Genomic DNA, 26,379 nt, shown 5'->3' with positions numbered 1-26,379 from the left:
GGCCCAGTTCACCCCACTTCACTTCACCGCGTCCGTCGCCCTCGAAGGGGAGGACCCCATGCCTTCTTCTGTCATGTCCACGTCCAACACAGCGACCGCCCCCGCACCGGCAGCCGTCTCCGTCACCGGCCTCCGCAAGTCCTACGGCGACAAGACCGTCCTCGACGGCATCGACCTGCACATCCCCACCGGCTCGGTCTTCGCGCTGCTCGGGCCGAACGGGGCCGGCAAGACCACCACCGTGCAGATCCTGTCCACCCTCGTCTCCGCCGGAGCCGACAGCGGCGAGATCCGGGTCGCGGGGCACGACCTCGCCACCGACCCCCAGGCGATCCGCGCCGCCATCGGTGTCACCGGGCAGTTCTCCGCCGTCGACGGGCTGATCACCGGCGAGGAGAACATGCTCCTCATGGCCGACCTGCATCACCTGTCCAAGCGGGAGGGGCGGCGCGTCGCCGCCGAGTTGCTGGAGCGGTTCGATCTCACGGACGCCGCGAAGAAGCCCGCCTCGACGTACTCCGGCGGCATGAAGCGTCGGCTCGACATCGCCATGACGCTCGTCGGCAGCCCGCGCGTCATCTTCCTGGACGAGCCCACCACCGGGCTCGATCCCCGGTCCCGGCACACCATGTGGGGCATCATCCGGGCGCTCGTCTCCGACGGCGTCACCGTGCTGCTCACCACCCAGTACCTGGAGGAGGCCGACGAACTCGCCGACCGCGTCGCCGTACTGAACGACGGGAAGATCGCCGCCGAGGGCACCCCGGACGAGCTCAAGCGCATCGTCCCCGGCGGGCACATCCGGCTCCGCTTCACCAGCCCCGACGCCTACCGGAGCGCCGCCGCAGCGCTCCAGGTGGCCGGTCGCGACGACGAGGCCCTCGCCCTGCGGATTCCCAGCGACGGCACCCAGCGCGAACTGCGCGCCGTGCTCGACCTGCTGGACGCCATCGACGTCGAGGCCGACGAACTCACCGTGCACACCCCCGACCTCGACGACGTGTTCTTCGCCCTCACCGGCCCCGCCAAACCCGTCGGCACCAGCGCAACCTCCGTAGCCACCGACTCCCCCAAGGAGAACGTCCGATGAGCACCCTCGCCGTGCGGGACTCCGCGACCATGCTGCGCCGCAATCTCCTCCACGCGCGCCGCTATCCGTCCCTCACCCTGAACCTGCTGCTGACGCCGGTCGTCCTGCTGCTTCTCTTCGTCTACATCTTCGGTGACGTGATGAGCGGCGGCGCGGGCCGCGACGCCTACCTCGCCTATCTCCTGCCCGGCATCGCGCTGATGACCGTGGGGTCCACCACCATCGGCACCGCGGTCTCGGTCGCCATGGACATGAGCGAGGGCATCATCGCCCGGTTCCGCACGATGGCCATCCACCGCGGATCGGTGCTCGTCGGGCACGTCATCGGCAGCGTGATCCAGTCCGTGGCCGGCGTCGTACTGGTCGGCGCCGTCGGAGTCGCCATCGGGTTCCGCTCCACCGACGCCACCGTCCTGGAATGGCTCGCCGCCCTCGGGCTCGTCGCCCTCTTCTCCCTCGCCCTGACCTGGATCGCCGTGGGCATGGGCCTGATCAGCCCGAACGCCGAGGCCGCGAGCAACAACGCGATGCCGCTGATCTTCCTGCCCTTCATCTCCAGCGCGTTCGTGCCGCTGCACTCGATGCCGGGCTGGTTCCAGCCGATCGCCGAGTACCAGCCCTTCACCCCGGCCATCGAGACCCTGCGCGGCCTGCTCCTCGGCACCGAGATCGGCAACAACTGGTGGATCGCCCTGGCCTGGAGCGTCGGGCTCACCGCGCTCGGCTACTTCTGGTCGGCCGCCACGTTCAACGGCACGGACAAGAACTGACCGGGTTTCAGAACCTCAACTCCCCGTAGGCGCCCGCCGGAACCGCCGGCGCCGCGGGGAGTACCGGTGTCAGGGCCCGGTACCCCTCCCCCGGCGCGGGGCGCGGGTCGGGCTCGCCCTTGTTCGGCCAGTACGACATCGCCCGCTCGGCCTGCGCCGTGATCGTCAGGGACGGATTGACGCCCAGGTTCGCCGAGACCGCCGAGCCGTCCACCACCGAGATGCCCGGATGCCCGTACACCCGGTGGTAGGCGTCGATGACGCCGCTCTCGGGCGACTCCCCGATGACGCAGCCGCCGAGGAAGTGGGCGGTGAGCGGCTTGCCCATCAGCTCGCCGAGGTTGGTGCCCGCGAAGCCGTTGATGGATTCGGCGACCAGTCCGGCGGCCTGCCAGCCCTCGGGGATGTGCACGGGGTTGGGGCGGCCGTGGCCCTGTTCGGCGGTGAGCAGCCCGCGCCGGGTGAGGCCCGTGGTGAGGGAGTTGTCGTGGGTCTGCATGACGAGCCCGATGATGGTCCGCTCCGACCAGCGCCGCAGCGCGACCGTGCGGGCCACGAGCACCGGGTGGGAGAGGAACGCGAGGGCGGCGGCCAGCGGCTTCGGCAGGTTCTGCTTGTACTGGGGTACGCAGATCAGGGCCATGAGGTTGGAGCCCTTGCCGTAGCGGACGTTCTCGATGTGGGTGGTGGGGTTCGGGTGCACGGAGGAGGTGATGGCGACCCCGCGCGTGAAGTCGATGTCCTTGCGGCCCAGCCGGCGCGGCCAGGTCAACGCCCCCACCAGCGCCTCGGAGTTGGTGCGCGTCAGCACCCCGAGCCGGGCCGAGAGGCGGGGCAGGATCCCGTCGGCCTTCATGCGGTGCAGCAGGGTCTGGGTGCCGTACGTCCCGGCGGCCAGGACGACGCGCCGGGCGCGCAGTACGGTGCCGCGGCCCCGGCGGCGCCCGTCGGTGGGGACGGTGGTGACCTCGTACGTGCCGTCGTCGAGCTCGCGGACGCGGGTGACGGTGGTGAGGGGGCGGACCTCGGCGCCGATGCGTTCGGCGAGGTGCAGGTAGTTCTCGGTGAGGGTGTTCTTGGCGCCGACGCGGCAGCCCGTCATGCACGAGCCGCACTCGGTGCAGGCGGCGCGGGCGGGTCCGGCTCCGCCGAAGTAGGGGTCAGGAACCGGCTCTCCCGGAGCGGCGGTCGTGGCGCCTTCCGCGTCCTTGCCGTCGCCGAAGAAGACGCCGACGGGGGTGAGCCGGAAGGTGTCTCCCGCGCCCATCTTCCGGGCCGCCGCGCGCAGCAGTTCGTCGGCCTCGGTGGTGGTCGGGTTGGTGCGGACGCCGAGCATGCGGCGCGCCTGGTCGTAGTAGGGGGCTAGTTCGCGTCGCCAGTCGGTGATGGCCGCCCACTGCTGGTCCTGGAAGAAGGCGGGCGGCGGGACGTAGAGGGTGTTCGCGTAGTTCAGGGAGCCGCCGCCGACGCCCGCACCCGCGAGCACCATCACGTTCTTCATCAGGTGGATGCGCTGAATCCCGTACAGGCCCAGGCGCGGTGCCCACAGGTAGTCGCGGATCTTCAGGGACGTGCGGGGAAGGGTGTCGCGCGTGTAGCGGCGGCCCGCCTCCAGGACGGCGACCCGGTAGCCCTTCTCGCTCAGCCGGAGGGCGGCGACGGAGCCGCCGAACCCGGAGCCGACGACGATGACGTCGAAGTCGATGTCGATGTCGGGTGACCCGTCGCGGTCAGGCACCGTAGAGCTCCTCGATCTCCCGCTCGTACGCCGCCATGACCGCGGGCCGTTTGATCTTCAGGGACGGGGTGAGGAGGCCGTTGTCCTCGGTGAACTCGCCCTCCACCAGCGTGAACTTGCGGATGGACTCGGCGCGGGAGACCGCTTCGTTGGCGTAGTCGACGGCCCGCTGGACGTCGGCGACGATGCGCGGGTCGGCGATCACCTCGCTGAGCGGGGTGTCGGCGGGCAGTTTGCGCACGGACAGCCAGTGCGCGACGGACTCGGGTTCGAGGGTGATGACGGCGGCGACGTAGGAGCGGTTGTCGCCGACGACGATGCACTGGCCGACGGGCGAGCGGCTGCGCAGCCGGTCCTCCAGGACGGCCGGGGAGACGTTCTTGCCGCCGCTGGTGACGAGGATGTCCTTCTTGCGGCCGGTGATGGTGAGGTAGCCCTCGTCGTCGAGCGCGCCGAGGTCGCCGGTGGCGAACCAGCCGTCGGTGTCGAGGACTTCGCGGGTCGCCGCGTCGTTGTTCCAGTACGCGCCGAAGACGATGCCGCCCTTGATCAGCACCTCGCCGTCGTCGGCGATCCGGACGGTGGTGCCGGGCACGGGGGTGCCGACGGTGCCGGGGCGGGGCCGCAGCGGCGGGGTGATGGTGGCGGCCGCGGTGGTCTCGGTGAGGCCGTAGCCCTCGTAGATGACGATGCCGGAGGCGTAGAAGAAGAGGTTGAGGTTGCGGTCGAGGGGCGAGCCGCCGCTGATCGCGTACCGCAGCCGGCCGCCGAGTTCCTTGCGTACGCGGCGGTAGACGAGGAGGTCGTAGAGTCCGGCGGCGAGCTTCAGGCCGGTGCCCGGCCCCTTCCCGGTCTCCAGGAACTTCGCCAGGTGGCGCTCGCCGAACGCGACGGCGATCCGGTCGGCCCGGTCGAAGGACGAGCCGCGCCCGAGCTTCTCGGCGGTGGCCCGCCCGGTGTCGTGGATCTTCTCGAAGAGGTACGGCACCCCGACCACGAACGTCGGCCGGAACGAACGGAGTTCGGGCCGCAGCTCGTCGGGCTTGATGCTCGCGCAGTGCCCCAGCTCGATCCGGGCCAGCAGACACGCCACCTGGATGGTGCGGCCCAGGATGTGCGCGAGCGGGAGGAAGAGCAGCGTCGAGGCGGTCTGGCCGGTGACGGCCTTGAAGATGGGGTGCAGCAGTTCGACGGTGTTGGCGGCCTCCGCGTACAGGTTGCCGTGGGTCAGGACGCAGCCCTTGGGGCGGCCCGTGGTGCCCGAGGTGTAGCAGACCGTCGCGATGGTGTCGGGGGTGAGGGCGGTACGCCGCTTCGTGACCTCGTCGTCGGGCAGGTCCCGGCCCAACTGGGCGAGTTCGAGGAGGTCACCGGCGTCGATCTGCCAGACGCGCGGACGGTCGGCGGCGGGCAGGGCGGCCTCGGCGGCGGCCGCGTTCTCGGCCGTCTCCACGATCAGCAGGCGGGCGCCCGAGTCCCGCACGATCCACTCGATCTGCTCGGGCGAGGACGTGGCGTAGACGGGCACGGTCTGGCCGCCCGCCGCCCAGATCGCGAAGTCGAGCACTTCCCACTCGTAGCGGGTGCGCGACATCAGGGCGACACGGCCGCCCGGTTCGAGCCCGGCGGCGATCAGTCCCTTGGCGGCGGCGGTGACCTCGCGGGCGAACGCGGCGGCGGTGACCGGCTTCCACTCGCCGGCCTCCTTGCGCCGCAGGACCACCGCGTCCGGCGCCTCGGCGGCGTTCAGGAACGGGATGTCGGCCGGTGTGCCGCCGTCCTCCGGCGGCGTGGCGAGCGGCGCGGTGTGCGCCTCGCGCACCACTCCCCGCTCGTCCCTGACGAGGTCGATCCGAACGCGGTCGGCCAGGTCGCTGCGCTTCCTGGCCCGCTTCAGATCCTTGCGTACGCCCATTGACGGCTCCCGGTCGCGCGGCTGCTGCGGCACTGCTGAACTCAGGTGCTGGCTCGTCCCCGTCGGCCCCGGGACGAACTTACTCGTGGGTCAACTTACTCACGCGTAAGGAAAATTCAATGGGTCGTGCGCGAATCCGGGCCGCCGAGACGAGAGGCGGAAGACGCCGGGTCAGCCCTCGGGCAGCCACGCCTCGCCGTCGAGAACGTCCCGCATGCCCACCCACACCATGTTCATCAGCCGCAGCGTGACGGCCTCCGGCGACTGACCGGGATGGTGCTCCATCCAGTCGGTGAGCGAGTCGGCGGCGCCGACCAGCGCGTGGGCGACGAAGTCGGCGTCCTGGCCGCCGAGCCGCGCGCCGCGCCCGCTCTCCGTGATCCCGTCCCTGATCAGGCCCGCCACCTCGGCCATGACCGCGCGCCGGGCCTCGGCGACCGCGGCGGCGATGGCCTCGCTCAGCTCGGAGGCCTGCCGGTGCAGCACGACCCAGCTGTCACGGTGCGCGGCGACGAACGCGAAGAACGCCGAGAGTCCGGCGTACAGCCGCAGTTCGGGCGCGGCGCCCGCACCCCGGGCGGCCTCCTGGAAGGCGGCGACGAGCCGCTCGGCCTCCCGGCGCAGGCACGCCAGGAACAGCCCCTCCTTGGAGTCCAGGTACAGATAGACCATCGGCTTGGAGATCCCGGCGAGTTCGGCGATCTCGTCGACGGAGGCGGCGTGATAGCCGCGCTTGGCGAAGATGGCGACGGCGACGTCGATGATCTGCTGCTCGCGCACCTGCCGGGGCACGCGCTTGCGCCGCGCCACCGGCCGTCCCGCCGTGCGCCCTTGAGCCGCTCCCGATGTGCCCGTCACTCTTGTCAGCCTACCTACCTCGCCGTAACCTTACCAAGCAGTAAGTTTACTTGGCAGTAAGGAGACTGGGTCCATGAGTGGTGCCGACGACATCGCCTCCCTCGACTTCGCGAGCGTCACGCCCGAGGAGTTCGCGCGGATCGTGAAGGGCCTGTCCGCGAAGGAGATCAACGAGATCGCGCAGGACGCCGCGCTGCGCGCCCGGGTCCTGAAGGAGGTGTTCGCGCGCATGGAGCGGCAGTTCAAGCCCGATGTCGCGGGCTCGCTCGACGCGCTGATCCGCTGGAAGGTGACCGGGCAGGGCGACACCGAGGACGCGGTCTACGAGACGAAGATCGCGAACGCCACCTGCACGGTGACCGAGGGCCGCTCGAACGCCGAGCCGCGCGTCACGCTCGTGATGGGCGACGCCGACTTCCTCAAGCTGGTGTCCGGGAACTCCTCGCCGGTCACGATGTTCATGATGCGCAAGGTGAAGATCGCGGGCGATGTCGCGCTCGCGGCGGGCCTGACCCGCTACTTCGACATTCCCAAGGCGTAGGGCGGGGCGGGGTTCGGTCATGGCTTTCTCTCTCGAACTGGACGAAGAGCAGCGGGATCTGCGCGACTGGGTGCACGGCTTCGCGGCGGACGTGGTCCGCCCGGCCGCCGCCGAGTGGGACGAGCGCGAGGAGACCCCCTGGCCGGTGATCCAGGAGGCCGCGAAGATCGGCCTGTACGGGTTCGAGTCGCTCGCCGAGCTGTTCGGCGACCCGAGCGGCATCTCGCTCCAGATCGCCAACGAGGAGCTGTTCTGGGGCGACGCGGGCATCGGCATGGCGCTGTTCGGCACCTCGCTGGCGGTCGCCGGGATCTTCTCCTCCGGCACGCCCGACCAGCTGGCCGAGTGGGTGCCGCAGTGCTTCGGCGACGAGGACGACCCGAAGGTGGCGGCCTTCTGCGTCTCCGAGCCGCAGGCGGGTTCGGACGTGGCGGCGATGCGGACGCGAGCCCGGTACGACGAGGCGCGCGACGAGTGGGTGCTCAGCGGCCAGAAGGCCTGGATCACCAACGGCGGCATCGCCGACGTCCACGTGGTCGTCGCCTCCGTCGACCCGGAGCTGGGCTCGCGCGGACAGGCCGCCTTCATCGTGCCGCCGGGCACGCGCGGCCTCGAAGGCGCCAAGAAGATACGGAAGCTGGGGCTGCGCGCCTCGCACACGGCGGACGTCTTCCTCGACGACGTACGGGTTCCGGGGCACTGCCTGCTCGGCGGCAAGGAGAAGCTGGACGCGCGGCTCGCGCGGGCCCGCGAGGGCGGCCGGGCCAAGGGGCAGGCCGCGATGTCGACGTTCGAGGTCAGCCGGCCGACGGTCGGCGCACAGGCGCTGGGCATCGCGCGCGCCGCCTACGAGTACGCGCTGGAGTACGCGGGCGACCGGCACGCGTTCGGCCGGCCCATCATCGAGAACCAGGCGATCGCGTTCGCCCTCGCCGACCTCCGTACGGAGATCGAGGCGTGCCGGCTGCTGATCTGGCAGGCGTCGTGGATGGCCCGCAACGACAAGGTGTTCGACGCCGGGCAGGGTTCGATGTCGAAGCTGCGCGCCGGTGAACTGGCCGTCGCCTCGACCGAGAAGGCGATCCAGGTGCTGGGCGGTGCCGGGTACAGCAGGGAGCACCCGGTGGAGCGGATGTACCGGGACGCGAAGATCTACACGATCTTCGAGGGGACGAGTGAGATTCAGCGGCTCGTGATCGCGCGGGCGATCTCGGGGCGGCAGATTCGCTGACGGCTCCCTTCCGGGGGGGGGCGGTCGTGGGGTGCCGGTTCTGCGAGGTGCCGGTTCCGAGGTGCCGGTTCGTCTGCGGGCCGGTGAGGGCTGGTCGCGCAGTTCCCCGCGCCCCTGAAGCGGGCTTCGCTCGCCCAGGGGCGCGACCGGCCACGGCGTGGGTCAGTCGTCGGCGGGGCGCAGCCTGCTCGCGGAGCGAACGGCGTCCGCGAGTTCTGTGACGTCCGGGTCCTCCGTCGCGGAGGTCAATCCCTCTGCCCTCCGGGACAGTTCGGGCAGTGCCGGCTCCCCCGGGTACGGCTCGTTCCCGCCCTCGCTCAAGCGGTGCGCGAAGTAGGCGGCGACGGCGTCGACCCGCAGCCGGGGCGAGGTCTCCTTCGACCAGAGGTCCCCGCCCAGCGCGGAGACCGCGATGTCGCCGGACGCCTCCCGGGGTTTGCGGCTCCGGGGGTCGAGCCAGCGCACCGTGGCCTTCGCGACCCGCCCGGACCGTGCGCCCTCGCGGAGCCTGACCGCGTACAGGGCCGTCACCGTGTGCCCGGGTCCGATCTCGCCGCCGTCGACGCCGTCGTCCCGGAAGTCGTCGTCGGCGACACGGCGGTCGTCGTAGCCGAGGAGCCGGAAGTCGGCGACGGTGTCCTGGTCGAAGACGACCTGCGCCTTGGCGTCGCGGGCCCGCAACTCGATGTTGGCGGGCAGCTGTTCGGTGAAGACCCTGCGGGCCTCGGCCTCCGACGAGACGTAGGAGGTGTGGCCGTCGCCCTTGTCCGCGAGGCGTTCCATGAGCGCGTCGCCGTAGTCGCTGCCGACGCCCACGCCGAAGAGGGTGATGCCGTGCTCGCGGCGGGCGTCGGCGACCCGGTCCAGGATCGCGTCGGCGTCGGTCTCGCCGGTGTTGGCGAGGGCGTCGGAGAGGAGGACGACACGGTTCGTCGCCCCGGGCCTGGCGCCCTTCACGGCGGTGGCGTAGCCGGTGGTGAGGCCCGCCTCCAGGTTGGTGGAGTCGGTGGCCTCGAGGGAGTCGACGGCGCCCTGGACCTCCTCGCGGACCGGGCCGCCCTTGAGGCCCAGGCGGGTCATCGGGAGCACCGTCCGCGCCTCGCCGCTGAAGGTGACCAGAGCGATCGAGTCGTCGGCGCGGAGCCGGTCGGTGAGCTGGGACAGGGCGCCGCGGACCAGGTCGAGACGGCCGGGCTGCCCCATCGAGCCGGAGACGTCGACGACGAACGTCAGCGTCACCGGGGCCCGTTCGCCGTCCGCCGGTGGCTGGGCCGTGGCGAGGCCGACCCGCATCAGGCGCCAGCCGTCGTCACCGGTGCGGGCGCCGTCCACGGTCACGGAGAAGCCGTTGCCCTCGGGGCGCGGGTAGCCCTGCCGGAAGCTGTTGACGAACTCCTCCGGGCGGACCGCACCCGCGTCGGGCAGACGGCCGTCGGCCAGGGTGCGGCGGGCGTAGCCGTAGGAGGCGGTGTCGACGTCGAGGGCGAAGGTGGAGCGGTGGTCGGACGGGCCCTCCTCGCCGCCGGCGCCGCTCTCGTCCGGGGCGGTGGAAGCGGCGGGGCCGTGGGCCTCCCTCGCCTTGCTGTCGGCCGAGGAGCCCGACGTTCCCGTCGCGCTGCAGCCCGTCACCAGCAGTCCGCCGGCGAGCGCCGCGGCGAGCAGTGCCGCGGTGCGGCGCCGCACCCTGCGTGATCCGTCCGGTCCGGTCCTCATGTGGCCCTCCCGCTCGTCCCGCGCCGGTGGTACCGGCGACCTTGTGACTGTGACGTGCGGGGCGGCCACGGCGTTCGTCCCGGGCGATTGCGCCTTGGCCTCGAAGCGGTTACGGAGGTGGGCTGTCGTGACCGGTGGGTGATCCTCCGGAGACCCGCCGGTCATGCGGCCCGGGCTGGGCCCCCTACGACACCACGTCCTTCCGTGCGAACCCGCGGAAGGCGAGCGCGAACAGCACCAGCGCGTACGCCACCGACACCGATGTCCCCTGGATCATGCCGCTCCACTCGGGCTGCGGCTGGATCACGTCCGCCCAGGCGAACTGCCAGTGCGCGGGCAGGAAGTCGCGCCAGTGGCCGAGCGCCGTCACCGCGTCGAGGACATTGCCGACGATGGTCAGGAACACCGCGCCGCCGACCGCGCCCAGCGGGTTGTCCGTCTTGGTCGACAGCCAGAACGCGAGGCCTGCCGTGACCAGTTGGGACAGGAAGATGTACGCGATGACGACGAGCAGCCGCTGGGCCGCCGTGCCCGCGGGCAGGGCTCCGCCGGTCGGGATCTCCAGCGGGCCCCAGCCGTACGCGGCCGTGCCGACGGCGAGCGCGACGACGGGCAGCAGCACGATCGCGGCGAGGCTGAGGCCCAGCGCGACCGTCAGCTTGGACCGGAGCAGGCGGGCCCGGGGCACCGGTGCGGCCAGCAGATAGCGCAGGCTGGACCAGCTCGCCTCGGAGGCGATGGTGTCGCCGCAGAACAGGGCCACCGGGATGACGAGCAGGAACCCCGCGGAGACGAACAGGCTCGTCGCCGCGAAGTTGGCGCCCGACGCCGTGGCCGTGTCCATCAGCGTCACCCGGCCGCTTCTGCCGCCCGGGTCACCGCCGATGGCGAACGCGATGGCCAGCACGAACGGCAGCAGCACGAGGACGGCTGCCATCGCCAGGGTGCGGCGGCGCTTGATCTGGCGGGCCAGCTCGACCCGGAGGGGGAGGGTGCGGGCCGGGCGGTAGCCGTGGGCCAGCTCGGGGACGGTGGCAGTGGTGTCGGTCATCGGTGGCCTCCCGGGGTGGCGGGGACGCGGGGCGTCGGTGAGGTGGCTCGCACATCGGCGCCCGCGGGCCGGTGGGGCTTCTCGCGCAGTTCCCCGCGCCCCTGAAGGGCCGTCGATCGGCTGACCGCCGGTGGGGGCTGGGCGCGCAGTTCCCCGCGCCCCTGAGGCATGCGCTGCGCGCAGCCTCTTCCTACGGAGGGCCGCGCCTCCCTTGACGAGATGGCGCACGAAGTGCGCATCTCAGGGGCGCGGGGAACTGCGCGAGCAACCACGACGAGAGCCGCACCCGAGGAACCCGTCACGGCGTCGCACCCCCGATCAGCGTGAGGAACGCGTCCTCCAAGCGGCGGTGCGGGCCGAGGGACTTCACCGGCACATCGAGCCGCACCAGATCGGCCAGCAACCGCGCCGCCGGCACCCCGTCGGGCTCCCCGGGGGCCGGGGACAGGCGCACCAGGAGACCGTCGTCGGCACGGACGGCGGACTCGACCCCGGCCAGCGCGGCCACCTTCTCGACCACCGGATCGGTGATCTCCCCGGCCAGGCCGACGAGAAGCGTGTCCCCGGAGCCGACGATCCGGTCGACGGGCCCGGCCTGCACCAGGCGGCCCCGGTCCATGACGACCAGGTGGGTGCAGGACTGCTCCACCTCGGCGAGGAGATGGCTGGAGACGATGACGGTGCGGCCACCGCGCGCGTACCGGATCATCACCTCGCGCATCTCGCGGATCTGCGGCGGGTCGAGGCCGTTGGTCGGCTCGTCCAGGATCAGCAGGTCCGGCAGGCCGAGCATGGCCTGGGCGATGGCGAGCCGCTGCCGCATGCCCTGCGAGTACGTGCGCACCGCGCGGGCCAGGGCGTCGCCGAGCCCGGCGATCTCCAGTGCCTCCTCCATGTGGGCGTCCTCGGGCGGGCGGCCCGTGGCACGCCAGTACAGCTCCAGGTTCTCCCGGCCGGACAGGTGCGGCAGGAAGCCGGCGCCCTCGACGAAGGCGCCCACGCGGGACAGCACGGGCGCGCCCGGACGGATCGCGTGCCCGAAGACGCGGATCTCGCCCGCGTCCGGCCCGATCAGGCCCATGAGCATGCGCAGCGTCGTCGTCTTGCCCGCGCCGTTCGGCCCGAGCAGGCCGAGGACCTGGCCCTTCTCGACACGGAAGGAGAGGTCGCGGACCGCGTACCGGTCGCTCGACTTCGCGTACCGCTTGCTGAGGTCCGTGATCTGGAGCGGGACGTCGGCGAGCGCCGGGTCGGGCGCCGGTGCCGTCGTCCGGCGGCGCGCGGTGAGCAGCAGCCCGGCGGCGACGACGGCCGCGCCGAGCGGCAGCCACCACACCCACCCGGGCAGCGGCGTGGCGGCGGTCCGCACGTCGGGCGCCGTCGGCAGACTCAGCCCGCCGGCCACGGACACCTGGTAGGTGGCGGGCCGGTCCGGCGAGGCGTAGCCCAGGTCCGTCGCGGACAGCACGAGCCGCAGCTTGTGCCCCTTCTGCACCTGGTGGTCGATGGCCGGGAGGGTGATCCGCACGTCCTTGCCGGTGCCGCCCGCGCCGGTCACCTTCACCGGGGTGACCAGCTGGGACGGCAGCACCTCGCGGGCGCCGCCGGGCCCGGCGTCGTAGACCTTCGCGAACAGCACGGCCGTGCCGGTGGAGGACTTCACGTGCGCCGTGACCGTCGGCGATCCGGTGATGCGCACCGATCTGGCCAGCGGCGCCGAGTCGAAGCGCGCGAACTGTCCGGGGAAGTCGAGGGAGACGCCGACCCCGAGCGAGGAGAGGCTGGCCAGGGAGCCGAGGCCGGGTACCGAGGAGATGGACGGCGGGCCGCCGCCCGGCGGGTTCTGGAACGTCTCCGTGGCGGACTTGAGCGGCACGTCCACCCGCCGCTCGCCGCGCAGTCCCGGATACCGGTCGCCGCTCGCGCCGCGCAGCGTGGCCGCGCCGTCGGTGGAGTCGACGCCGCCGGTGCGGGTGACGCGGAACGCCGGGCCGGTGTCGACGCCCGGCTCGTCCTTCAGGTACCGGTCGAACCAGGACGTCACGCGCTTGGACATCCGGTCGATCTCCATGTTGCCGCCGTCGTGCCCGCCGTCCAGCCAGTCCACGTCGACCGGGGCGTGATTGGCCTTGATCTGCCGGGCCATGGCGTCGGCCTGCCCGAGCGGGAACAGCGAGTCGGTCTGGCCCTGCGCGATCAGCGTGGGGACCTTGATGCGGTCGCCGACGGCGGACGGGCTGCGCTCCTCCAGGAGCTTGCGGGCCGCCGCGTCCGGCTCGCCGGAGACCGCCACCCGCTGGTACATGGCGCACAGCTCGTCCAGGAACCGCCCGCACTTCAGGCCCGCCTCGCTGGTGCGCGAGCCGATGTTCGCCGAGCCGGAGGTGAAGAAGATCCCGGCCCACAGCTTCTTGAACACCCCGTCGGGGAACAGGGCGTCCGCGAGGTTCCAGTACGTGATCTGCGGTGCGATGGCGTCGATCCGCCGGTCGTGGGCGGCGGCGAGGAGGGACACCGCGCCGCCGTAACTGGCGCCGGTCGCGCCGACCCGGGGGTCGCCGGCCTTGTCGAGCTGCACCTCGGGGCGCTTCGCCAGCCAGTCGATCAGCCGCGACACGTCCGCGACCTCGCCTCTCGGGTCGTTCAGCCCGATCTTGCCGGTCGATTTCCCGAAACCGCGCGCCGACCAGGTCAGCACCGCGTATCCGTGCCGGGCCAGCTTCTCCGCCTCGCCCCGCACGTCGGCCTTGCTGCCGCCGAAGCCGTGCGTGAGCAGCACGGCGGGCCGCCGCTCGGTCGCGGATCCCGTCGTGAAGAACGACGTGTCGATCCGCACGCCGCCGCCCATGGCCATCATCCGGTCCTGCCGGTGCACCGTGGGCGCCGAACCCGACGACGCGGTGGCCGTCCAGGTCCCGGCGCCCGCGAGCACCACAAGGGCGGCCGCGACGGCGATCCACCGCCGCGGCTTTCCGCGTACTCGCTCACGCCATGCGCGCACTCGTAGATCCATGCCTCAAAGGTAGGGGTCGCCACTGACAGTTACCGCCGCCCCCGGTCTGAGCCGGGTGCCCTCCCGGGGTAGTACGGCGCGCCGCTCGCCTACCACGGACGCGGTACGGACAGACCCGGTACAGACGGACGCGGCAGGAACGGCTCCGCCCCGCCTGCCCGCCCCTCACCACCCGAAACAACCCGAAACCCACCCGCAGGACCCGCCGCGCGCACCCGCCCCCGACCGTCCCGCCGTGCTACGACTCACGCATGCGCATCACCCGAGCCACCTCGACCGCCCAACTGCTCGCGGCGGCCGCCCTGTTCGACGCACCGCCGCGTGAGGAGCAGGCCGCCGAGTTCCTCGCGGCGCCCGGCCACCATCTCTACCTCGCCCACGCCGACGGTGATCCGGCGGGCTTCGTCAGCGGTGTCGAGACCGTGCACCCCGACAAGGGCCGCGAGATGTTCCTGTACGAACTCGCCGTCGCCGAGCCGTACCGGCGCCGCGGCATCGCCCGGGCCCTGGTCCGCACGCTCGCCGACCTGGCCGCCGGCCTCGGCTGCTACGGAATGTGGGTCGGCGTGGACCTCGACAACGACGCGGCGCTCGCCACGTACCGCAGCGCGGGCGGCGCGCAGGAGGAGCCGTGCCAGGTGGTCGTCTGGGACTTCACCCCGTCGGACACGCCCTAGGCCTGCGCGTCCTCCGGCAGTGACACCAGCCAGCGGGTGTCGCGGCGCGGTCGCAGGTAGAAGGCCCAGTAGAGCGTCGCGACGGCCGTGATCCCGCCCGTCCACAGCAGGTACGAGACCTCCTGCTCGACGAGGATGTAGGCCATCACCGCGATCAGCACCACCGGCACCGCGGGCCACAGCGGCATGCGCCAGGCGGACTGGTGGCGGTGGTCGCCGCGCCGGGCGAGCAGCGCGGCGATCGCGACGAGCAGGTACATGCCGGTGACGGAGACGCCCGTCACGCCGTACAGGGTGTCCAGGTTCACGAAGCACAGGGCGGCGCCGGGCACGCCGACGACCAGGGTCGCGACCCACGGGGAGCCGAAGCGGCCGAGCTTGGCCAGGCCCCGGTTGACCGGCTCGGGCCACGCCTTGTCGCGGGCGGAGGCGAAGAGGACGCGGGAGTTCTGGATGACCATGACGATGCCCGCGTTGATGATGGCGAGGGCGACACAGAGCGAGACGAAGGTGCCGACGGCCGAGTTCGACCAGGCCTCGACCATGCCGCTGATGTTGCCCGAGGTGAGCGCCGCGAGGTCGGGCGCGCCCATCGTGATGGCCGCGACCGGGACGAGGATGATCACCGTGGAGATGGCGAGGGTGGCCAGGACGGTGCGGGCCACGGAGGTGCGGGGGTTCTCCAGTTCCTCGGAGAGGTAGACGGCCGTGGAGAAGCCCTGGGTGACGAAGAGGGCGATCGCGAGTCCCGAGACGACGAGCATCGCCGTCACGGTGTCCGTGTGGCCGCCGCCGCCCGCCACCTGCATCGAGAACAGCGAGCCCGCCCCGCGCTCGGAGTGGGCGAAGCCGAGGACCGCGACGACGGCGGCCGCGATGACTTCGAGGACCAGGAAGATGCCGGTGATCCAGGCGTTGGCGCGCAGGTCGAGGAGGCCGGCGAGGGTGGCGAGGCCCATCACGCCCGCGCCCGCCACGGACGGGTCGAGGTGGACCAGCGGGGCCAGGTAGTCGGCCGTGCCCATGGCGATCACCGGGGGCACGATCATCACGACCAGCAGGGAGAGCACGAACACCAGCCACCCGGCGAGCCGGCCCGCCAGCGTCGTGACCATGGCGTACTCGCCACCCGCGCTGGGGATCAGGGTGCCCAGCTCCGAGTAGCAGAACGCCACGCCGATGCAGAGCAGGGAGCCGATGGCGATGGTGAGGGCCGTCGCGGTGCCGAGGTCGCCGAAGAGGTCGGGGACGACGACGAAGAGCGTGGAGGCGGGCGTCACGCACGACAGCGTGAGCAGGGTGCCGCCGACGACGCCGATGGAACGCTTGAGCTTCTGAGGGGACGCACCGGGTTCCGGCGCGTCCACGGGGACGGCGGTCGGGCGAAGCGTGTCGGTCATGGAGCGGTTCCGATCGACTCGTACGTCAGCGGGGTCGGGCGGGAGCGCTATCGCCTCCGAAGGCTGAACAGGCTGTGGGGATGGGGTGGTGCGTCGCTCCCGGCGCGTTATCGAACATCGCCGATAACCGGAACGTCAACGGCCGTTTCCCTACGGATTCCGTACGCGCCCCGCGCGCCAACCGCCCGCACTTCCTCAGCTGTTCGCAAAGTCGGCCGCCTTCCATGCAGCGACACGGACAGATGACCTTGCTATCGAAGGCAGGAACGCCGAGACGCTTCCGACACCCGATACATCCCCTCTGTGCGGGAACCGCAGCCTGCCGCCCGAAGTTCTTCGGAACTTGTCCGGAGTCCGGACACCCGCCGCGCCCCTATCGCCGGATTTGTCTATTGAGGTGTGCCCGCACCCCCACCCCGGCTAAAGTCCGCTCCGCGCCGAAGCACAGACAGCACACAGGCAGCACGCACGCAGTACGCAAGCAGTACGCAGTATCAAAAGGGGCGGGGACAGAGCAGATGAAGCACCTACGGAGCGTGGCCTGGGCGGGCATCACCGTCGCCGCGCTGACCGCGACGACGGCATGCAGCGCGGACACCGCGAGGAAGACCGCCGACGCCGTCGGCCACGCCGGTTCGGTCATGGCGGCGCTGACCCGCGCCTCCGACAAGGCGTCCGGGTTCGGCTCGGCCGAGGTCGAGACGACGACGGCCATCCAGGCGACCGGCGGCAAGCCGATCAGCATGGACGGCACCTACTCCTGGGGCGACGGCGCCGCGCTCGACGTCGAGATGGACACCGTCGCCGCGAACATGCAGGCACTGCAGGACGACCCGACGCTGACCATGAAGATGGTCGACGGCGCGTACTACTACGAGGTGGACCCCCAGCCGCGCGGCCCGCTCAAGGGCAAGCACTGGGTACGGGTGGACGTGTCGGCCGTGGCCGGCAAGGCGGGGGCCGAGAACATGGACACGAACGCCGACCCCACCGCCGGTCTCAAGTACCTCGGCACGTCCAGGAACGTGAAGGACCTCGGCAGCCGGACCGTCCGCGGCAAGCGCGTCACCCACTACCGGGGCACCGTCGGCGCGGAACAGATCGAGCGGTCGAAGATGACCCCCGAGGAGAAGAAGCTCGCCCGCAAGGCGTTCGCCCTCGGCGGCGGAAAGCTGACCTACGACGTCTGGGTCGACGGCCGGGACCTGCCCGTGCGCATGATCCAGGACGGCGGCGGCATGAGGGTCACCATGGACTTCGTGAAGTTCGGCGCCACGAAGCCGATCACGGCCCCGCCCGCCGCCGACACCGTCGACGTCACCCGGCAGATCGAGAAGCAGCGCGCCGCCGCGCTGGGCGCGCAGTAGCGGCAGCGCGCGTGCCCGGCCGTCGCGGTCGACGGCCGGGCACGCGCGTGACGGCGTACGGACTCAGTGGTTGCGCGGGAAGCCCAGGTCCACGCCCGACGGGGCCTCGGACGGGTCCGGCCAGCGGGTCGTGACGACCTTGCCGCGGGTGTAGAAGTGCGTGCCGTCGTTGCCGTAGATGTGGTGGTCGCCGAAGAGGCTGTCCTTCCAGCCGCCGAAGGAGTGGTAGCCGACGGGGACCGGGATCGGGACGTTGACGCCGACCATGCCGGCCTCGATCTCCAGCTGGAAGCGGCGGGCGGCGCCGCCGTCGCGGGTGAAGATCGCGGTGCCGTTGCCGAAGGGGGACGCGTTCATCAGCGCCACGCCCTCCTCGTACGTGTCGACGCGCAGCACGCACAGGACCGGGCCGAAGATCTCGTCCTGGTAGGCCTTGGCGGACGTCGGGACGCGGTCCAGGAGGCTGAGGCCGACCCAGTGGCCGTTCTCGAAGCCGGGCACGGTGTGCTCGGAGCCGTCGAGGACGACCTCGCAGCCCTCGGCCGCCGCGCCCTTCACGTAGGACGCCACCTTGTCGCGGTGGGCGGCCGTGATGAGCGGGCCCATCTCGGACTCCGGGTCGTTGCCGGGGCCGATCTTGATCTTCTCGGCGCGCTCCTTGATCTTGGCGACCAGCTCGTCGCCGATCGCGCCGACCGCCACGACCGCGGAGATCGCCATGCAGCGCTCGCCCGCCGAGCCGTACGCGGCCGAGACGGCGGCGTCGGCCGCGGCGTCCAGGTCGGCGTCGGGCAGCACCAGCATGTGGTTCTTGGCGCCGCCGAGCGCCTGCACCCGCTTGCCGTTCGCGGAGGCGGTGCGGTGGATGTGGCGGGCGATCGGGGTCGAGCCGACGAAGGAGACGGCCGCGACGTCCGGGTGCTCCAGAAGGCGGTCGACGGCCACCTTGTCACCGTGCAGGACGTTGAAGACACCGTCGGGCAGACCGGCCTCGGACAGCAGCTCCGCGATCTTGACGGCGGCCGACGGGTCCTTCTCCGACGGCTTCAGGACGAAGGTGTTGCCGCACGCGATGGCGATCGGGAACATCCACATCGGGACCATCGCCGGGAAGTTGAACGGCGTGATGCCCGCCACGACACCGAGCGGCTGGCGGATCGAGGAGACGTCGACGCGGCTGGCGACCTGCATCGACAGCTCGCCCTTCAGCTGGACGTTGATGCCGCAGGCCAGGTCCACGATCTCCAGGCCGCGGGCGACCTCGCCGAGCGCGTCCGAGTGCACCTTGCCGTGCTCGGCGGTGATCAGCTCGGCGATCGCGTCGCGGTTGGCGTCGAGCAGCGCGCGGAAGCGGAACAGGATCTCGGTGCGCTTGGCCAGCGAGGACTGGCCCCAGCTCGCGAATGCCCCCTTGGCCGCCGCGACCGCCGCGTCCACCTCGTCGACCGAGGCGAAGTCGACCCGGGTCGTCACGGCGCCGGTCGCCGGGTCGGTGACCGGGCCGTGCTGGCCGGACACGCCCTCGACGGACTTGCCGCCGATCCAGTGGTGGACGGTCTTGGCAACGCTGTCAGACATGGGGCAACTCCTGTGGTGTCTCAGAGGTGGCGGCGTCGGGCGGTGACGTGCCGGTCGTACTCCTCGCGGGCCTTGACGGTCGACGGACGGTCGGCCGTCTCGGCCACGGGGACATCCCACCACGCCTGTGCGGGGGGCGGGCCCGACACTGTGTCTGCCGTTTCGGTCTCGACGTAGACACATGTGGGCCGGGTCGCGGCGCGGGTCGCGGCGAGCGCCTCGCGCAGGTCCCTGACCGTTTTGGCCCGGTGCACGTCGAGGCCGAGGCTGGCCGCGTTGGCGGCGAGGTCGACGGGGAGCGGGGCCCCGGAGTACGGCCCCTCCTTCCCCGGATACCGGTACTGGGTGCCGAAGCCCTCCGCGCCGACGGACGCGGAGAGGCCGCCGATCGACGCGTACCCGTGGTTCTGCAGGATGACGATCTTGACCGGGATGTTCTCCTGGACCGCCGTGACCAGCTCGGTCGGCATCATCAGGTACGTGCCGTCGCCGACCAGCGCCCACACCGGGCGGCCGGGCGCGGCGAGCGCGACGCCGAGGGCGGCCGGGATCTCGTAGCCCATGCAGGAGTAGCCGTACTCGACGTGGTACTGGTCGCGGGAGCGGGTGCGCCACAGCTTGTGCAGGTCGCCGGGGAGGGAGCCGGCGGCGTTGATGAGGATGTCGTCGCCGGTCACCAACTCGTCGAGCAGGCCGAGCACCTGGGTCTGGGTCGGGCGGACGAGGTCGTCGTCGGCGGTGTAGCAGGCGTCGACGCGGTACTCCCAGCGCTCCTTGTCCTCGGTGTACTCGGCGATCTGGGCCGGTGTGGCGCGCACGCCCTCCCCGAGCGCCCGGTGGAGCGCGGTCAGGCCCTCGCGGGCGTCGGCGACCAGCGGCAGCGCGGCCAGTTTGTGCGCGTCGAAGGCGGCGGCGTTGAGGTTGAGGAAGCGGACGCCGGGGTGGGCGAAGAGGGTGCCCGACGCCGTGGTGAAGTCCGTGTAGCGGGTGCCGACGCCGAGGACGAGGTCGGCGGTGCGGGCCAGTTCGTTCGCGGTCGCCGTGCCGGTGTGGCCGATGCCGCCGACGTCGGCCGGGTGGTCGTACCTCAGCGAGCCCTTGCCCGCCTGGGTGGACGCGACCGGGATGCGGGTGGCCTCGGCGAAGGCGGCCAGCGCGTCCTCGGCGCCGCTGTGGTGGACCCCGCCGCCCGCGACGATCAGCGGCCGCTGCGCTTCCGTCAACGCCCTTACGGCCGCGGCAAGTTCGGCGGCGTCGGGAGCGGGGCGGCGGACGGTCCAGACGCGCTCCGCGAAGAAGTCGTCCGGCCAGTCGTACGCCTCCGCCTGGACGTCCTGCGGCAGGGCGAGGGTGACGGCGCCCGTGTCGACGGGGTCGGTGAGGACGCGCATCGCCTGGAGCGCGGCGGGGATCAGCTGCTCGGGGCGGGTGATCCGGTCGAAGTACTTCGACACCGGGCGCAGACAGTCGTTGACCGACACGTCGCCTGCGTACGGGACCTCGAGCTGCTGGAGCACCGGGTCGGCGGGGCGGGCGGCGAACACGTCGCCGGGCAGGAGGAGCACGGGGAGGTGGTTGACCGTGGCGAGGGCGGCGCCGGTGACGAGGTTGGTGGCGCCGGGGCCGATGGAGGTGGTGACCGCGTGCGCCGAGAGCCGGTCGCGCTGGCGTGCGTGGCCGACCGCCGCGTGCACCATCGCCTGTTCGTTGCGGCCCTGGTGGAACGGCAGGTCGTCGGCGTACTGGAGCAGTGCCTGGCCGACCCCCGCCACGTTGCCGTGCCCGAAGATGCCCCAGGCGCCGGTGATGAGGCGCTGCCGGGTGCCGTCACGCTCGGAGTACTGGCGGGAGAGGAAGCGGACGAGGGCCTGTGCGGTCGTGAGCCGCGCCGTCGGGATCGTCTGCGTCTTCGGCGTCTTCGGCGGCATCGGCGTCGGCTCGGTCATCGGTATCCCTCCGTCACGTGGTCGGGGTGGAAACAGATCTTCCACTCCCGCTCCTCCCCCGGACCCGCCATCACGTTCAGGTAGTACATGGCGTGACCCGGCTGGGCGATCGAGGGGCCGTGCCAGCCGTCCGGGACCAGGACGGCGTCCCCGGTGCGGACCTCGGCGAGCAGCTCGGTGCCGCCGGGGCGGGACGGCGACACGCGCTGATACCCGTATCCCTCGGGGCCGCCCTCGGGTCCGTCGATCTCGAAGTAGTAGATCTCCTCCAGCTCCGACTCCTCGCCCGGGCGGTGCTCGTCGTGCTTGTGGGGCGGGTACGAGGACCAGTTACCGCCCGGCGTGATCACTTCCACGGCGATGAGCTGGTCGCAGTCGAAGGCGCCGGCGGCGGCGAAGTTGCGGACCTGGCGGGCGCTGGTGCCGCTGCCCCGGTCCTCGACGGGTACCTCCGGTGCGGGGCCGTAGCGGACGGGGAGTCGTCGTCCGCACTTCGCTCCTGCCAGGGCGAAGCGGCCTCCCGCACCGGAGGCGATCTCTGCGCGGGTGTCGCGCGGTACGTACGCGAAGTCGCTCGCGCCGCTGAACACGCTCTCTCTGCCGCGGAGTTCGATGATCCGCTCCGGGGTGCGCACGGAGCAACCGCCGGTCAGCGGCAGCACGATCCATTCGCTCCCGCCGGTGTCGAAGGCGTGCCGTCCGCCGGGCTCCACCTCGACGATGCGCAGGCCCGCGCGGGACCAGGGCGGCTTGCCCGGGATGCGGTCGGGGTCCACGTGCAGGGCGTAGGGGCCGTCGGCGGCGCTGCCCCTGGGGAGGTAGGTCATTCCTCCACTCTCCTCTCTAGAGCAGTCCGACGGCCGTATCGACCGCGGCCGCGACGTCGCCGTCCGGTGGGTACAGCAGGGAGCGGCCCACCACCAGGCCCTGCACCGTGGGGAGTCGGAGCGCCGTGCGCCATTTCTCGTACGTGGCGTCCTGGTCGCCCTCCTTGATGTCGCCGCCGAGCAGTACCGCCGGAAGGGTGGACGTCTCCATGACGCGGGCCATGGTGTCGGGGTCGTCGACGACGGGGACCTTGAGCCAGGTGTAGGCGGAGGTGCCGCCGAGTCCGGAGGCGACGGCGATGGAGCGGGTGACGGCGTCGGCGCTCAGGTCGTTGCGCAGCGCCCCGGTGCCGGGGTCGCGGTGGGAGACGAACGGTTCGACGAACACGGGGAGGCGGCGCTCGGCCATCGCGTCGACGGCGCGGGCGGCGGCCTCCAGGGTCCGTACCGAGCCCTCGCCGGGGTCGTCGTAGCCGATGCGCAGGAGGAGTTTGCCCGCGTCGAAGCGGCGGCGGGTCAGGTCTTCCGGGCGGTAGCCGGTGAAGCGGTCGTCGAGTTCGAAGGCGGCGCCCGCGAGGCCGCCGCGGTTCATGGAGCCGATGACGACCTTGTTCTCCAGGGCGCCGAGCAGGAGGAGGTCGTCCAGGACGTCGGCGGAGGCGAGGACGCCGTCCACGCCCGGGCGGGACAGGGCGACGCAGAGGCGTTCCAGGAGGTTTGCGCGGGCGGCCATGGCGTGGGGGCGGTCGCCTGCCGCCAGGGCTCCGCGGGCCGGGTGGTCGGCGGCGACGATCATCAGGCGGGTGTTCGGTGCGGGGAGGATCTTGCGCCGGGTCCTTGTGGTGGCGGCCTCTTGGACGGCTTCGGGGTGCTCGGCTCGGAGCCGCGACAGTGTGCGGGGATCTTCGGCGCGGGCCCCTTTGCCGCACCCCCCGGGGCTCCGCCCCGGCCCCCGCTCCTCAATCGCCGGAGGGGCTTGATTGGGGCCCGTCCTCGGTCGAGTGACCGGCGGAGGGGCCGCCGGGACCCGGCCGGAGGACAAGGCGGCGGCCACCTCCTCCGGGACCGGCATCGCCGACGAGCACTCCAGGCGGGAGGCCACGATGGCGCCGGCCGCGTTCGCGTACCGCATCATGCGGTCCAGGTCCCAGCCGGCCAGCAGGCCACGGCACAGGGCGCCGCCGAACGCGTCGCCGGCGCCGAGGCCGTTGAGGACCTCGACGGGCAGGGGCGGGACCTCGGCGGAGCGGCCGTCGGAGGTCATCGCGAGGACACCGCGCGGCCCCTGCTTCACGACGGCGAGCCGCACCCCGTACGACAGCAACGCCCGGGCGGCGGCGACCGGTTCGCGCTCACCGGTCGCGATCTCGACCTCGTCGACGTTGCCGACGGCGACCGTCGCGTGCCGCAGCGCCTGGCGGTAGAAGGGCCGTGCCGCGTCCGGCTCGGACCAGAACATCGGCCGCCAGTCGAGGTCGAACACCGTGTGCCCGCCGCGCGCACGGTGCGCCAGCGCCGCGAGCGTGGCACCGCGGCTGGGCTCGGCGCTCAGGCCCGTACCGGTCATCCAGAAGATCCCGGCGGAGCCGATCGCGTCCAGGTCGAGCTCGTCGGCCGCGATCTGCAGATCCGGCGCCGAGGGCCGCCGGTAGAAGTAGAGCGGGAAGTCGTCCGGCGGGAAGATCTCGCAGAAGGTGACCGGCGTGGGGAGCCCGTCGACCGGGGTCACCCAGCGCTCGTCGACCCCGAACTCCCGCAGCTGGGACCGGAGATAGTCGCCGAAGGGATCGCGCCCGGTCCGGCTGACGGTGGCCGCGCGGAGCCCGAGCCGGGCCGCCGCGACCGCGACGTTCGTCGAGGAGCCGCCGAGGAACTTGCCGAACGACGACACGTCCGCGAGACCCACGCCCGCCTGCAACGGATACAGGTCGACTCCGATCCGCCCCATCGTGATCAGGTCGAACTCATCGCGGGCCATGCAGGATCCCTTCGACAGCGGTCGGTAGCACCGGTCTAGCCCCGCCCCGCCCGCCTGTCAACATTTTGTCCGGACATTCGGACGAACACTTGACACGTCCTCCGGGGCGTCGAAGGCTGGCCCCATGGCGACCCAGACAAGCCCGACATCACGCCCCTCACGCATCCGCGTCGGTTCGGCGCCCGACTCCTGGGGCGTCTGGTTCCCCGAGGATCCGCGTCAAGTCCCCTGGCAGCGTTTTCTCGACGAGGTCGCCGCCGCGGGCTACGAGTGGATCGAGCTGGGCCCGTACGGATATCTGCCGAGCGATGCGCGCACCCTCGCCGAGGAGACCGGGCGGCGCGGCCTGAAGGTCTCGGCCGGCACCGTCTTCACGGGGCTCCACCACGGCCCGGACGTGTGGGAGAAGACCTGGGAGCACGTGGCGTCGATCGCCGCGCTGACCCGGGACATGGGCGCCGGGCACCTGGTCGTCATCCCGTCCTTCTGGCGCGACGACAAGACCGGGCAGGTGCTGGAGGACTCCACGCTCACCGCCGAGCAGTGGGGCCATCTCGCCGCCCAGACGGAGCGGCTCGCGCGCGAGGTCGGCGACCGGTACGGGCTGCGCCTCGTCTTCCACCCGCACGCCGACACCCATGTCGACACCGAGGAGAACGTCACCCGCTTCCTCGACGCCACCGACCCCGGCCTCGTGTCGCTCTGCCTGGACACCGGGCACTACGCGTACTGCGGCGGCGACAGCGTCAAGCTGATCGAGACGTACGGGGAGCGCATCGGCTATCTGCACCTCAAGCAGGTCGATCCGGCCGTTCTCGCGGGGGTGCGCGCCGACGGCACCCCCTTCGGACCGGCCGTCGCCCAGGGCGTGATGTGCGAACCGCCGCGCGGGGTACCGGAGTTGGAACCGGTGATCGCGGCGGCCGCCCGGCTGGACGTCGACCTCTTCGCGATCGTCGAGCAGGACATGTATCCGTGCGATCCGGACCGGCCGCTGCCGATCGCCCGGCGCACCAGGGGCTATCTGAGGTCGTGCGGGGTGTAGCACTATCGGCGGATGAGTTCACGTGCCTCGCGCGCGCCCGGCCCCGCGCGCCCCGCCGTCCGCCCCGCGCGCTGCCCCGACGGCACCTGGGAGACCGCGCAGGCCCGCCCGCACGCGAGTCTGCGCCCCGGCGTCATCGGCTACCGCGGTTTCCGGCTCGCCTTCCCCGGGCCGCGCGCCCGGCTGGAGGCGCCGATCGGCGCCGTGACGCTGATGCTGGGGTTCGAGGGCACGGTCCGGGTCACCGAGGCGACCGGCGGCTGGGTCGGTGTCGGCGGGCAGCGGGAGCCGGGCGGTGCCCGGCCGGACGGGCTGCGCTCGGTCGCGTTCTCGTCGGTCCTGTCCGGTCTGACGACCACCCCGGTCCTCGGCGAGCACGACGGGCGGCTCTCGGGGGTGGAGGTGCTGCTGACCCCGTGGGCCGCGTTCACGATGTTCGGCGTTCCGCTGCACGAGCTGTCCGGCTGGCGGGGGGATCCGGACACGCTGGGAGCGTTCCCCGGTGCCGCGGTGGACGAACTCGCCCACGAGCTGGGCCGGTTGCCGTCCTGGCGGGCCCGGTTCGCTCTGATCGACGAGACGCTGGGCCGCTGGCTGAGCTCGGGGCCGCGCCCGGCGAGCGGCACGGTGCGGGCCTGGTACGCGCTCACGCACAGCGGCGGCGCCGCCCCGGTGAGCCGGATCGCCGGTCAGGCCGGCTGGAGCGTACGGCACTTGGAGAACCGGTTCCGGGAGCAGATCGGGCTCAGTCCGAAGGCGGCGGCCCGGGTGCTGCGGCTCCAGCGCGCCCGGCGGCTGCTGTGCGCCGGGTCCAGCCAGGTCGAGACCGCGGCGGCCTGCGGCTACTACGACCAGGCCCATCTGAGCGGCGAGTTCAAGGCGATGACCGGCTGCACCCCGCGCGAGTTCTTCCTCGCCCGCGGGGTCCATGTCGACGCGGGCGGTCCGCCGGCCACCGACCGGCTCGCCGGGGAGGCGACGAGCCTGGTCCTGCGCCACGGTCCGCGCGCCGGAAGTGCGCCTTTGTCCAAGACCGCCGGTCACCCCTGAGGCACTCTTGTCCCTTCGGGCCACTTGGCCGGGGGATGCGGGAGACGGTGGGCCGGGTCCGGAGAACGGGGGTTCCCCCTGCTCGGACACGAGTGCGAGCCGGGGACGGGCCCGACCCACCGCGCGTCCGCTCCTCCCCCGACCGCGCCGGTGCATGCGCTGTCACAGCGCCCCCTTTGCATCACTCACGTCACAAACGCCCCTTTACTGTCACGGGTGTCCGCCCTACGCGGGTTCTGCGTCACAGGCGTCCTACAGCCCCTCCCCCCTGCTCCGCGCCCGTCGTTCTCCGGGCACAAGGTGAGTGATCACCGGCGGCCACCCCCGAGCCGCCGGGCGACACCCGCCAGGGAAGGAGCCACCGATGGCCGACCGCAGGCTCTGGTCGTACAAGGAGATCGCCGCGCACATCCGCGTGCAGCCCGACACCGTGCGCTCGTACCGCAAGCACGGCCTGCTGCCCCCGCCGGACCACGTCGAGAGCGGCAAGCCCTACTGGTACGCCGACACGGTCCGGGCGTGGGTGGCCGCCCGCCCCGGCAACCGCGGCCGCTCCACCGGCTGACCCGGACCGGCCCCCACCCCGGGCAG

General features: G+C 72.2%; 20 protein-coding genes and 1 pseudogene. 9 read left to right on the top strand and 12 right to left on the bottom strand.

Annotated features, from left to right (window positions below; translation table 11 throughout):
• Positions 1-58: 58 nt before the first annotated feature.
• Positions 59-1,090: an ATP-binding cassette domain-containing protein gene (locus ABT127_RS02830; RefSeq protein ID WP_351444113.1), complete on the top strand. Its 1,032-nt coding sequence runs from the start codon at positions 59-61 to the stop codon at positions 1,088-1,090.
• Entirely contained in the window at positions 1,087-1,860 is a 774-nt protein-coding gene (locus ABT127_RS02825) for an ABC transporter permease (protein ID WP_351444112.1), read from the top strand. The genes ABT127_RS02830 and ABT127_RS02825 overlap by 4 nt, the downstream gene beginning before the upstream one ends.
• A 7-nt stretch (positions 1,861-1,867) precedes the next feature.
• Here the strand turns inward: ABT127_RS02825 and ABT127_RS02820 are convergent, their stop codons facing one another.
• From ABT127_RS02820 to ABT127_RS02810, 3 genes are all read right to left on the bottom strand, one after another.
• Positions 1,868-3,598, bottom strand: a complete 1,731-nt coding sequence (locus ABT127_RS02820; protein WP_351444111.1) for an FAD-dependent oxidoreductase — start codon at positions 3,596-3,598, stop codon at positions 1,868-1,870.
• Positions 3,591-5,513, bottom strand: coding sequence for an AMP-dependent synthetase/ligase (locus ABT127_RS02815; protein ID WP_351444110.1), 1,923 nt, complete (start codon positions 5,511-5,513; stop codon positions 3,591-3,593). Before ABT127_RS02815 ends, ABT127_RS02820 begins: the two co-directional genes overlap by 8 nt.
• Before the next feature lie 171 nt (positions 5,514-5,684).
• Positions 5,685-6,305 carry a TetR/AcrR family transcriptional regulator gene (locus ABT127_RS02810; protein ID WP_351444608.1) on the bottom strand — a complete coding sequence of 207 codons (621 nt, stop codon included), beginning with the start codon at positions 6,303-6,305 and terminating at the stop codon, positions 5,685-5,687.
• A gap of 139 nt (positions 6,306-6,444) precedes the next feature.
• On the opposite strand from ABT127_RS02810, the gene ABT127_RS02805 reads away from it, so the two are divergent.
• Both ABT127_RS02805 and ABT127_RS02800 read left to right on the top strand, forming a co-directional pair.
• Positions 6,445-6,912: an SCP2 sterol-binding domain-containing protein gene (locus tag ABT127_RS02805; RefSeq protein WP_351444109.1), complete on the top strand. Its 468-nt coding sequence runs from the start codon at positions 6,445-6,447 to the stop codon at positions 6,910-6,912.
• Positions 6,913-6,931: 19 nt separating this feature from the next.
• On the top strand, positions 6,932-8,143 hold the full coding sequence (locus tag ABT127_RS02800; RefSeq protein WP_351444108.1) for an acyl-CoA dehydrogenase family protein: 1,212 nt from the start codon (positions 6,932-6,934) through the stop codon (positions 8,141-8,143).
• Positions 8,144-8,305: 162 nt separating this feature from the next.
• On the opposite strand, the gene ABT127_RS02795 is transcribed toward ABT127_RS02800, so the two are convergent.
• From ABT127_RS02795 to ABT127_RS02785, 3 genes are all read right to left on the bottom strand, one after another.
• Positions 8,306-9,856, bottom strand: a complete 1,551-nt coding sequence (locus ABT127_RS02795) for a vWA domain-containing protein (protein ID WP_351444107.1) — start codon at positions 9,854-9,856, stop codon at positions 8,306-8,308.
• Between the two features lie 184 nt (positions 9,857-10,040).
• Complete coding sequence (locus ABT127_RS02790) at positions 10,041-10,907, bottom strand: ABC transporter permease (protein ID WP_351444106.1); 867 nt, start codon at positions 10,905-10,907, stop codon at positions 10,041-10,043.
• A gap of 298 nt (positions 10,908-11,205) precedes the next feature.
• Positions 11,206-13,920: an alpha/beta fold hydrolase gene (locus ABT127_RS02785; RefSeq protein ID WP_351444104.1), complete on the bottom strand. Its 2,715-nt coding sequence runs from the start codon at positions 13,918-13,920 to the stop codon at positions 11,206-11,208.
• Between the two features lie 251 nt (positions 13,921-14,171).
• Here ABT127_RS02785 and ABT127_RS02780 point away from each other — a divergent pair, with 251 nt between their 5' ends.
• Positions 14,172-14,597, top strand: a complete 426-nt coding sequence (locus tag ABT127_RS02780) for a GNAT family N-acetyltransferase (RefSeq protein WP_351444103.1) — start codon at positions 14,172-14,174, stop codon at positions 14,595-14,597.
• Here ABT127_RS02780 and ABT127_RS02775 read toward each other — a convergent pair.
• A complete protein-coding gene (locus tag ABT127_RS02775; protein WP_351444102.1) occupies positions 14,594-15,997 on the bottom strand; it encodes an APC family permease in 1,404 nt (467 codons plus the stop codon). The genes ABT127_RS02780 and ABT127_RS02775 overlap by 4 nt on opposite strands.
• A 518-nt stretch (positions 15,998-16,515) precedes the next feature.
• On the opposite strand from ABT127_RS02775, the gene ABT127_RS02770 reads away from it, so the two are divergent.
• Positions 16,516-17,364: an SCO4651 family lipoprotein gene (locus ABT127_RS02770; RefSeq protein ID WP_351444101.1), complete on the top strand. Its 849-nt coding sequence runs from the start codon at positions 16,516-16,518 to the stop codon at positions 17,362-17,364.
• A 63-nt stretch (positions 17,365-17,427) separates the two neighbouring features.
• Here the strand turns inward: ABT127_RS02770 and mmsA are convergent, their stop codons facing one another.
• The 5 genes and pseudogenes from mmsA to iolC all read right to left on the bottom strand — a co-directional run.
• Positions 17,428-18,942, bottom strand: coding sequence for a CoA-acylating methylmalonate-semialdehyde dehydrogenase (gene mmsA, locus ABT127_RS02765; RefSeq protein ID WP_351444100.1), 1,515 nt, complete (start codon positions 18,940-18,942; stop codon positions 17,428-17,430).
• A gap of 20 nt (positions 18,943-18,962) precedes the next feature.
• Positions 18,963-20,870, bottom strand: a complete 1,908-nt coding sequence (gene iolD / locus ABT127_RS02760; RefSeq protein ID WP_351444606.1) for a 3D-(3,5/4)-trihydroxycyclohexane-1,2-dione acylhydrolase (decyclizing) — start codon at positions 20,868-20,870, stop codon at positions 18,963-18,965.
• A gap of 14 nt (positions 20,871-20,884) precedes the next feature.
• Positions 20,885-21,715 (bottom strand): 5-deoxy-glucuronate isomerase, encoded by an 831-nt coding sequence (iolB, locus tag ABT127_RS02755; protein WP_351444099.1) that lies wholly within the window; start codon positions 21,713-21,715, stop codon positions 20,885-20,887.
• A 16-nt stretch (positions 21,716-21,731) separates the two neighbouring features.
• A complete protein-coding gene (locus ABT127_RS39300) occupies positions 21,732-22,511 on the bottom strand; it encodes a Cgl0159 family (beta/alpha)8-fold protein (protein ID WP_502971634.1) in 780 nt (259 codons plus the stop codon).
• Between the two features lie 228 nt (positions 22,512-22,739).
• Positions 22,740-23,693: pseudogene (iolC, locus tag ABT127_RS02750) on the bottom strand (5-dehydro-2-deoxygluconokinase); the annotation flags it as partial.
• Between the two features lie 124 nt (positions 23,694-23,817).
• On the opposite strand from iolC, the gene ABT127_RS02745 reads away from it, so the two are divergent.
• The 3 genes from ABT127_RS02745 (at position 23,818) to ABT127_RS02735 (ending at position 26,353) form a co-directional block, all read left to right on the top strand.
• Positions 23,818-24,738, top strand: coding sequence for a sugar phosphate isomerase/epimerase family protein (locus tag ABT127_RS02745; RefSeq protein ID WP_351444098.1), 921 nt, complete (start codon positions 23,818-23,820; stop codon positions 24,736-24,738).
• A gap of 12 nt (positions 24,739-24,750) precedes the next feature.
• Positions 24,751-25,788 (top strand): helix-turn-helix domain-containing protein, encoded by a 1,038-nt coding sequence (locus tag ABT127_RS02740; protein ID WP_351444097.1) that lies wholly within the window; start codon positions 24,751-24,753, stop codon positions 25,786-25,788.
• 364 nt (positions 25,789-26,152) lie between these two features.
• On the top strand, positions 26,153-26,353 hold the full coding sequence (locus ABT127_RS02735) for a helix-turn-helix transcriptional regulator (RefSeq protein WP_351444095.1): 201 nt from the start codon (positions 26,153-26,155) through the stop codon (positions 26,351-26,353).
• Positions 26,354-26,379 lie beyond the last annotated feature (26 nt).

It is taken from the genome of Streptomyces sp. NPDC001904 (assembly GCF_040297005.1).
GTDB lineage: Bacteria > Actinomycetota > Actinomycetes > Streptomycetales > Streptomycetaceae > Streptomyces.
The sequence above is the reverse complement of the archived record's forward strand: the minus strand, read 5'-3'. Positions and strand labels throughout refer to the sequence as shown.

Coding starts and splice junctions, on each gene's coding strand:
- ABT127_RS02830 (WP_351444113.1), top strand. CDS start 59: ATGCCTTCTTCTGTCATGTCCACGTCCAACACAGCGACCGCCCCCGCA.
- ABT127_RS02825 (WP_351444112.1), top strand. CDS start 1,087: ATGAGCACCCTCGCCGTGCGGGACTCCGCGACCATGCTGCGCCGCAAT.
- ABT127_RS02815 (WP_351444110.1), bottom strand. CDS start 5,513: ATGGGCGTACGCAAGGATCTGAAGCGGGCCAGGAAGCGCAGCGACCTG.
- ABT127_RS02805 (WP_351444109.1), top strand. CDS start 6,445: ATGAGTGGTGCCGACGACATCGCCTCCCTCGACTTCGCGAGCGTCACG.
- ABT127_RS02800 (WP_351444108.1), top strand. CDS start 6,932: ATGGCTTTCTCTCTCGAACTGGACGAAGAGCAGCGGGATCTGCGCGAC.
- ABT127_RS02795 (WP_351444107.1), bottom strand. CDS start 9,856: ATGAGGACCGGACCGGACGGATCACGCAGGGTGCGGCGCCGCACCGCG.
- ABT127_RS02790 (WP_351444106.1), bottom strand. CDS start 10,907: ATGACCGACACCACTGCCACCGTCCCCGAGCTGGCCCACGGCTACCGC.
- ABT127_RS02785 (WP_351444104.1), bottom strand. CDS start 13,920: ATGGATCTACGAGTGCGCGCATGGCGTGAGCGAGTACGCGGAAAGCCG.
- ABT127_RS02780 (WP_351444103.1), top strand. CDS start 14,172: ATGCGCATCACCCGAGCCACCTCGACCGCCCAACTGCTCGCGGCGGCC.
- ABT127_RS02775 (WP_351444102.1), bottom strand. CDS start 15,997: ATGACCGACACGCTTCGCCCGACCGCCGTCCCCGTGGACGCGCCGGAA.
- ABT127_RS02770 (WP_351444101.1), top strand. CDS start 16,516: ATGAAGCACCTACGGAGCGTGGCCTGGGCGGGCATCACCGTCGCCGCG.
- mmsA (WP_351444100.1), bottom strand. CDS start 18,942: ATGTCTGACAGCGTTGCCAAGACCGTCCACCACTGGATCGGCGGCAAG.
- iolD (WP_351444606.1), bottom strand. CDS start 20,870: ATGCCGCCGAAGACGCCGAAGACGCAGACGATCCCGACGGCGCGGCTC.
- iolB (WP_351444099.1), bottom strand. CDS start 21,715: ATGACCTACCTCCCCAGGGGCAGCGCCGCCGACGGCCCCTACGCCCTG.
- ABT127_RS39300 (WP_502971634.1), bottom strand. CDS start 22,511: ATGATCGTCGCCGCCGACCACCCGGCCCGCGGAGCCCTGGCGGCAGGC.
- ABT127_RS02745 (WP_351444098.1), top strand. CDS start 23,818: ATGGCGACCCAGACAAGCCCGACATCACGCCCCTCACGCATCCGCGTC.
- ABT127_RS02740 (WP_351444097.1), top strand. CDS start 24,751: ATGAGTTCACGTGCCTCGCGCGCGCCCGGCCCCGCGCGCCCCGCCGTC.
- ABT127_RS02735 (WP_351444095.1), top strand. CDS start 26,153: ATGGCCGACCGCAGGCTCTGGTCGTACAAGGAGATCGCCGCGCACATC.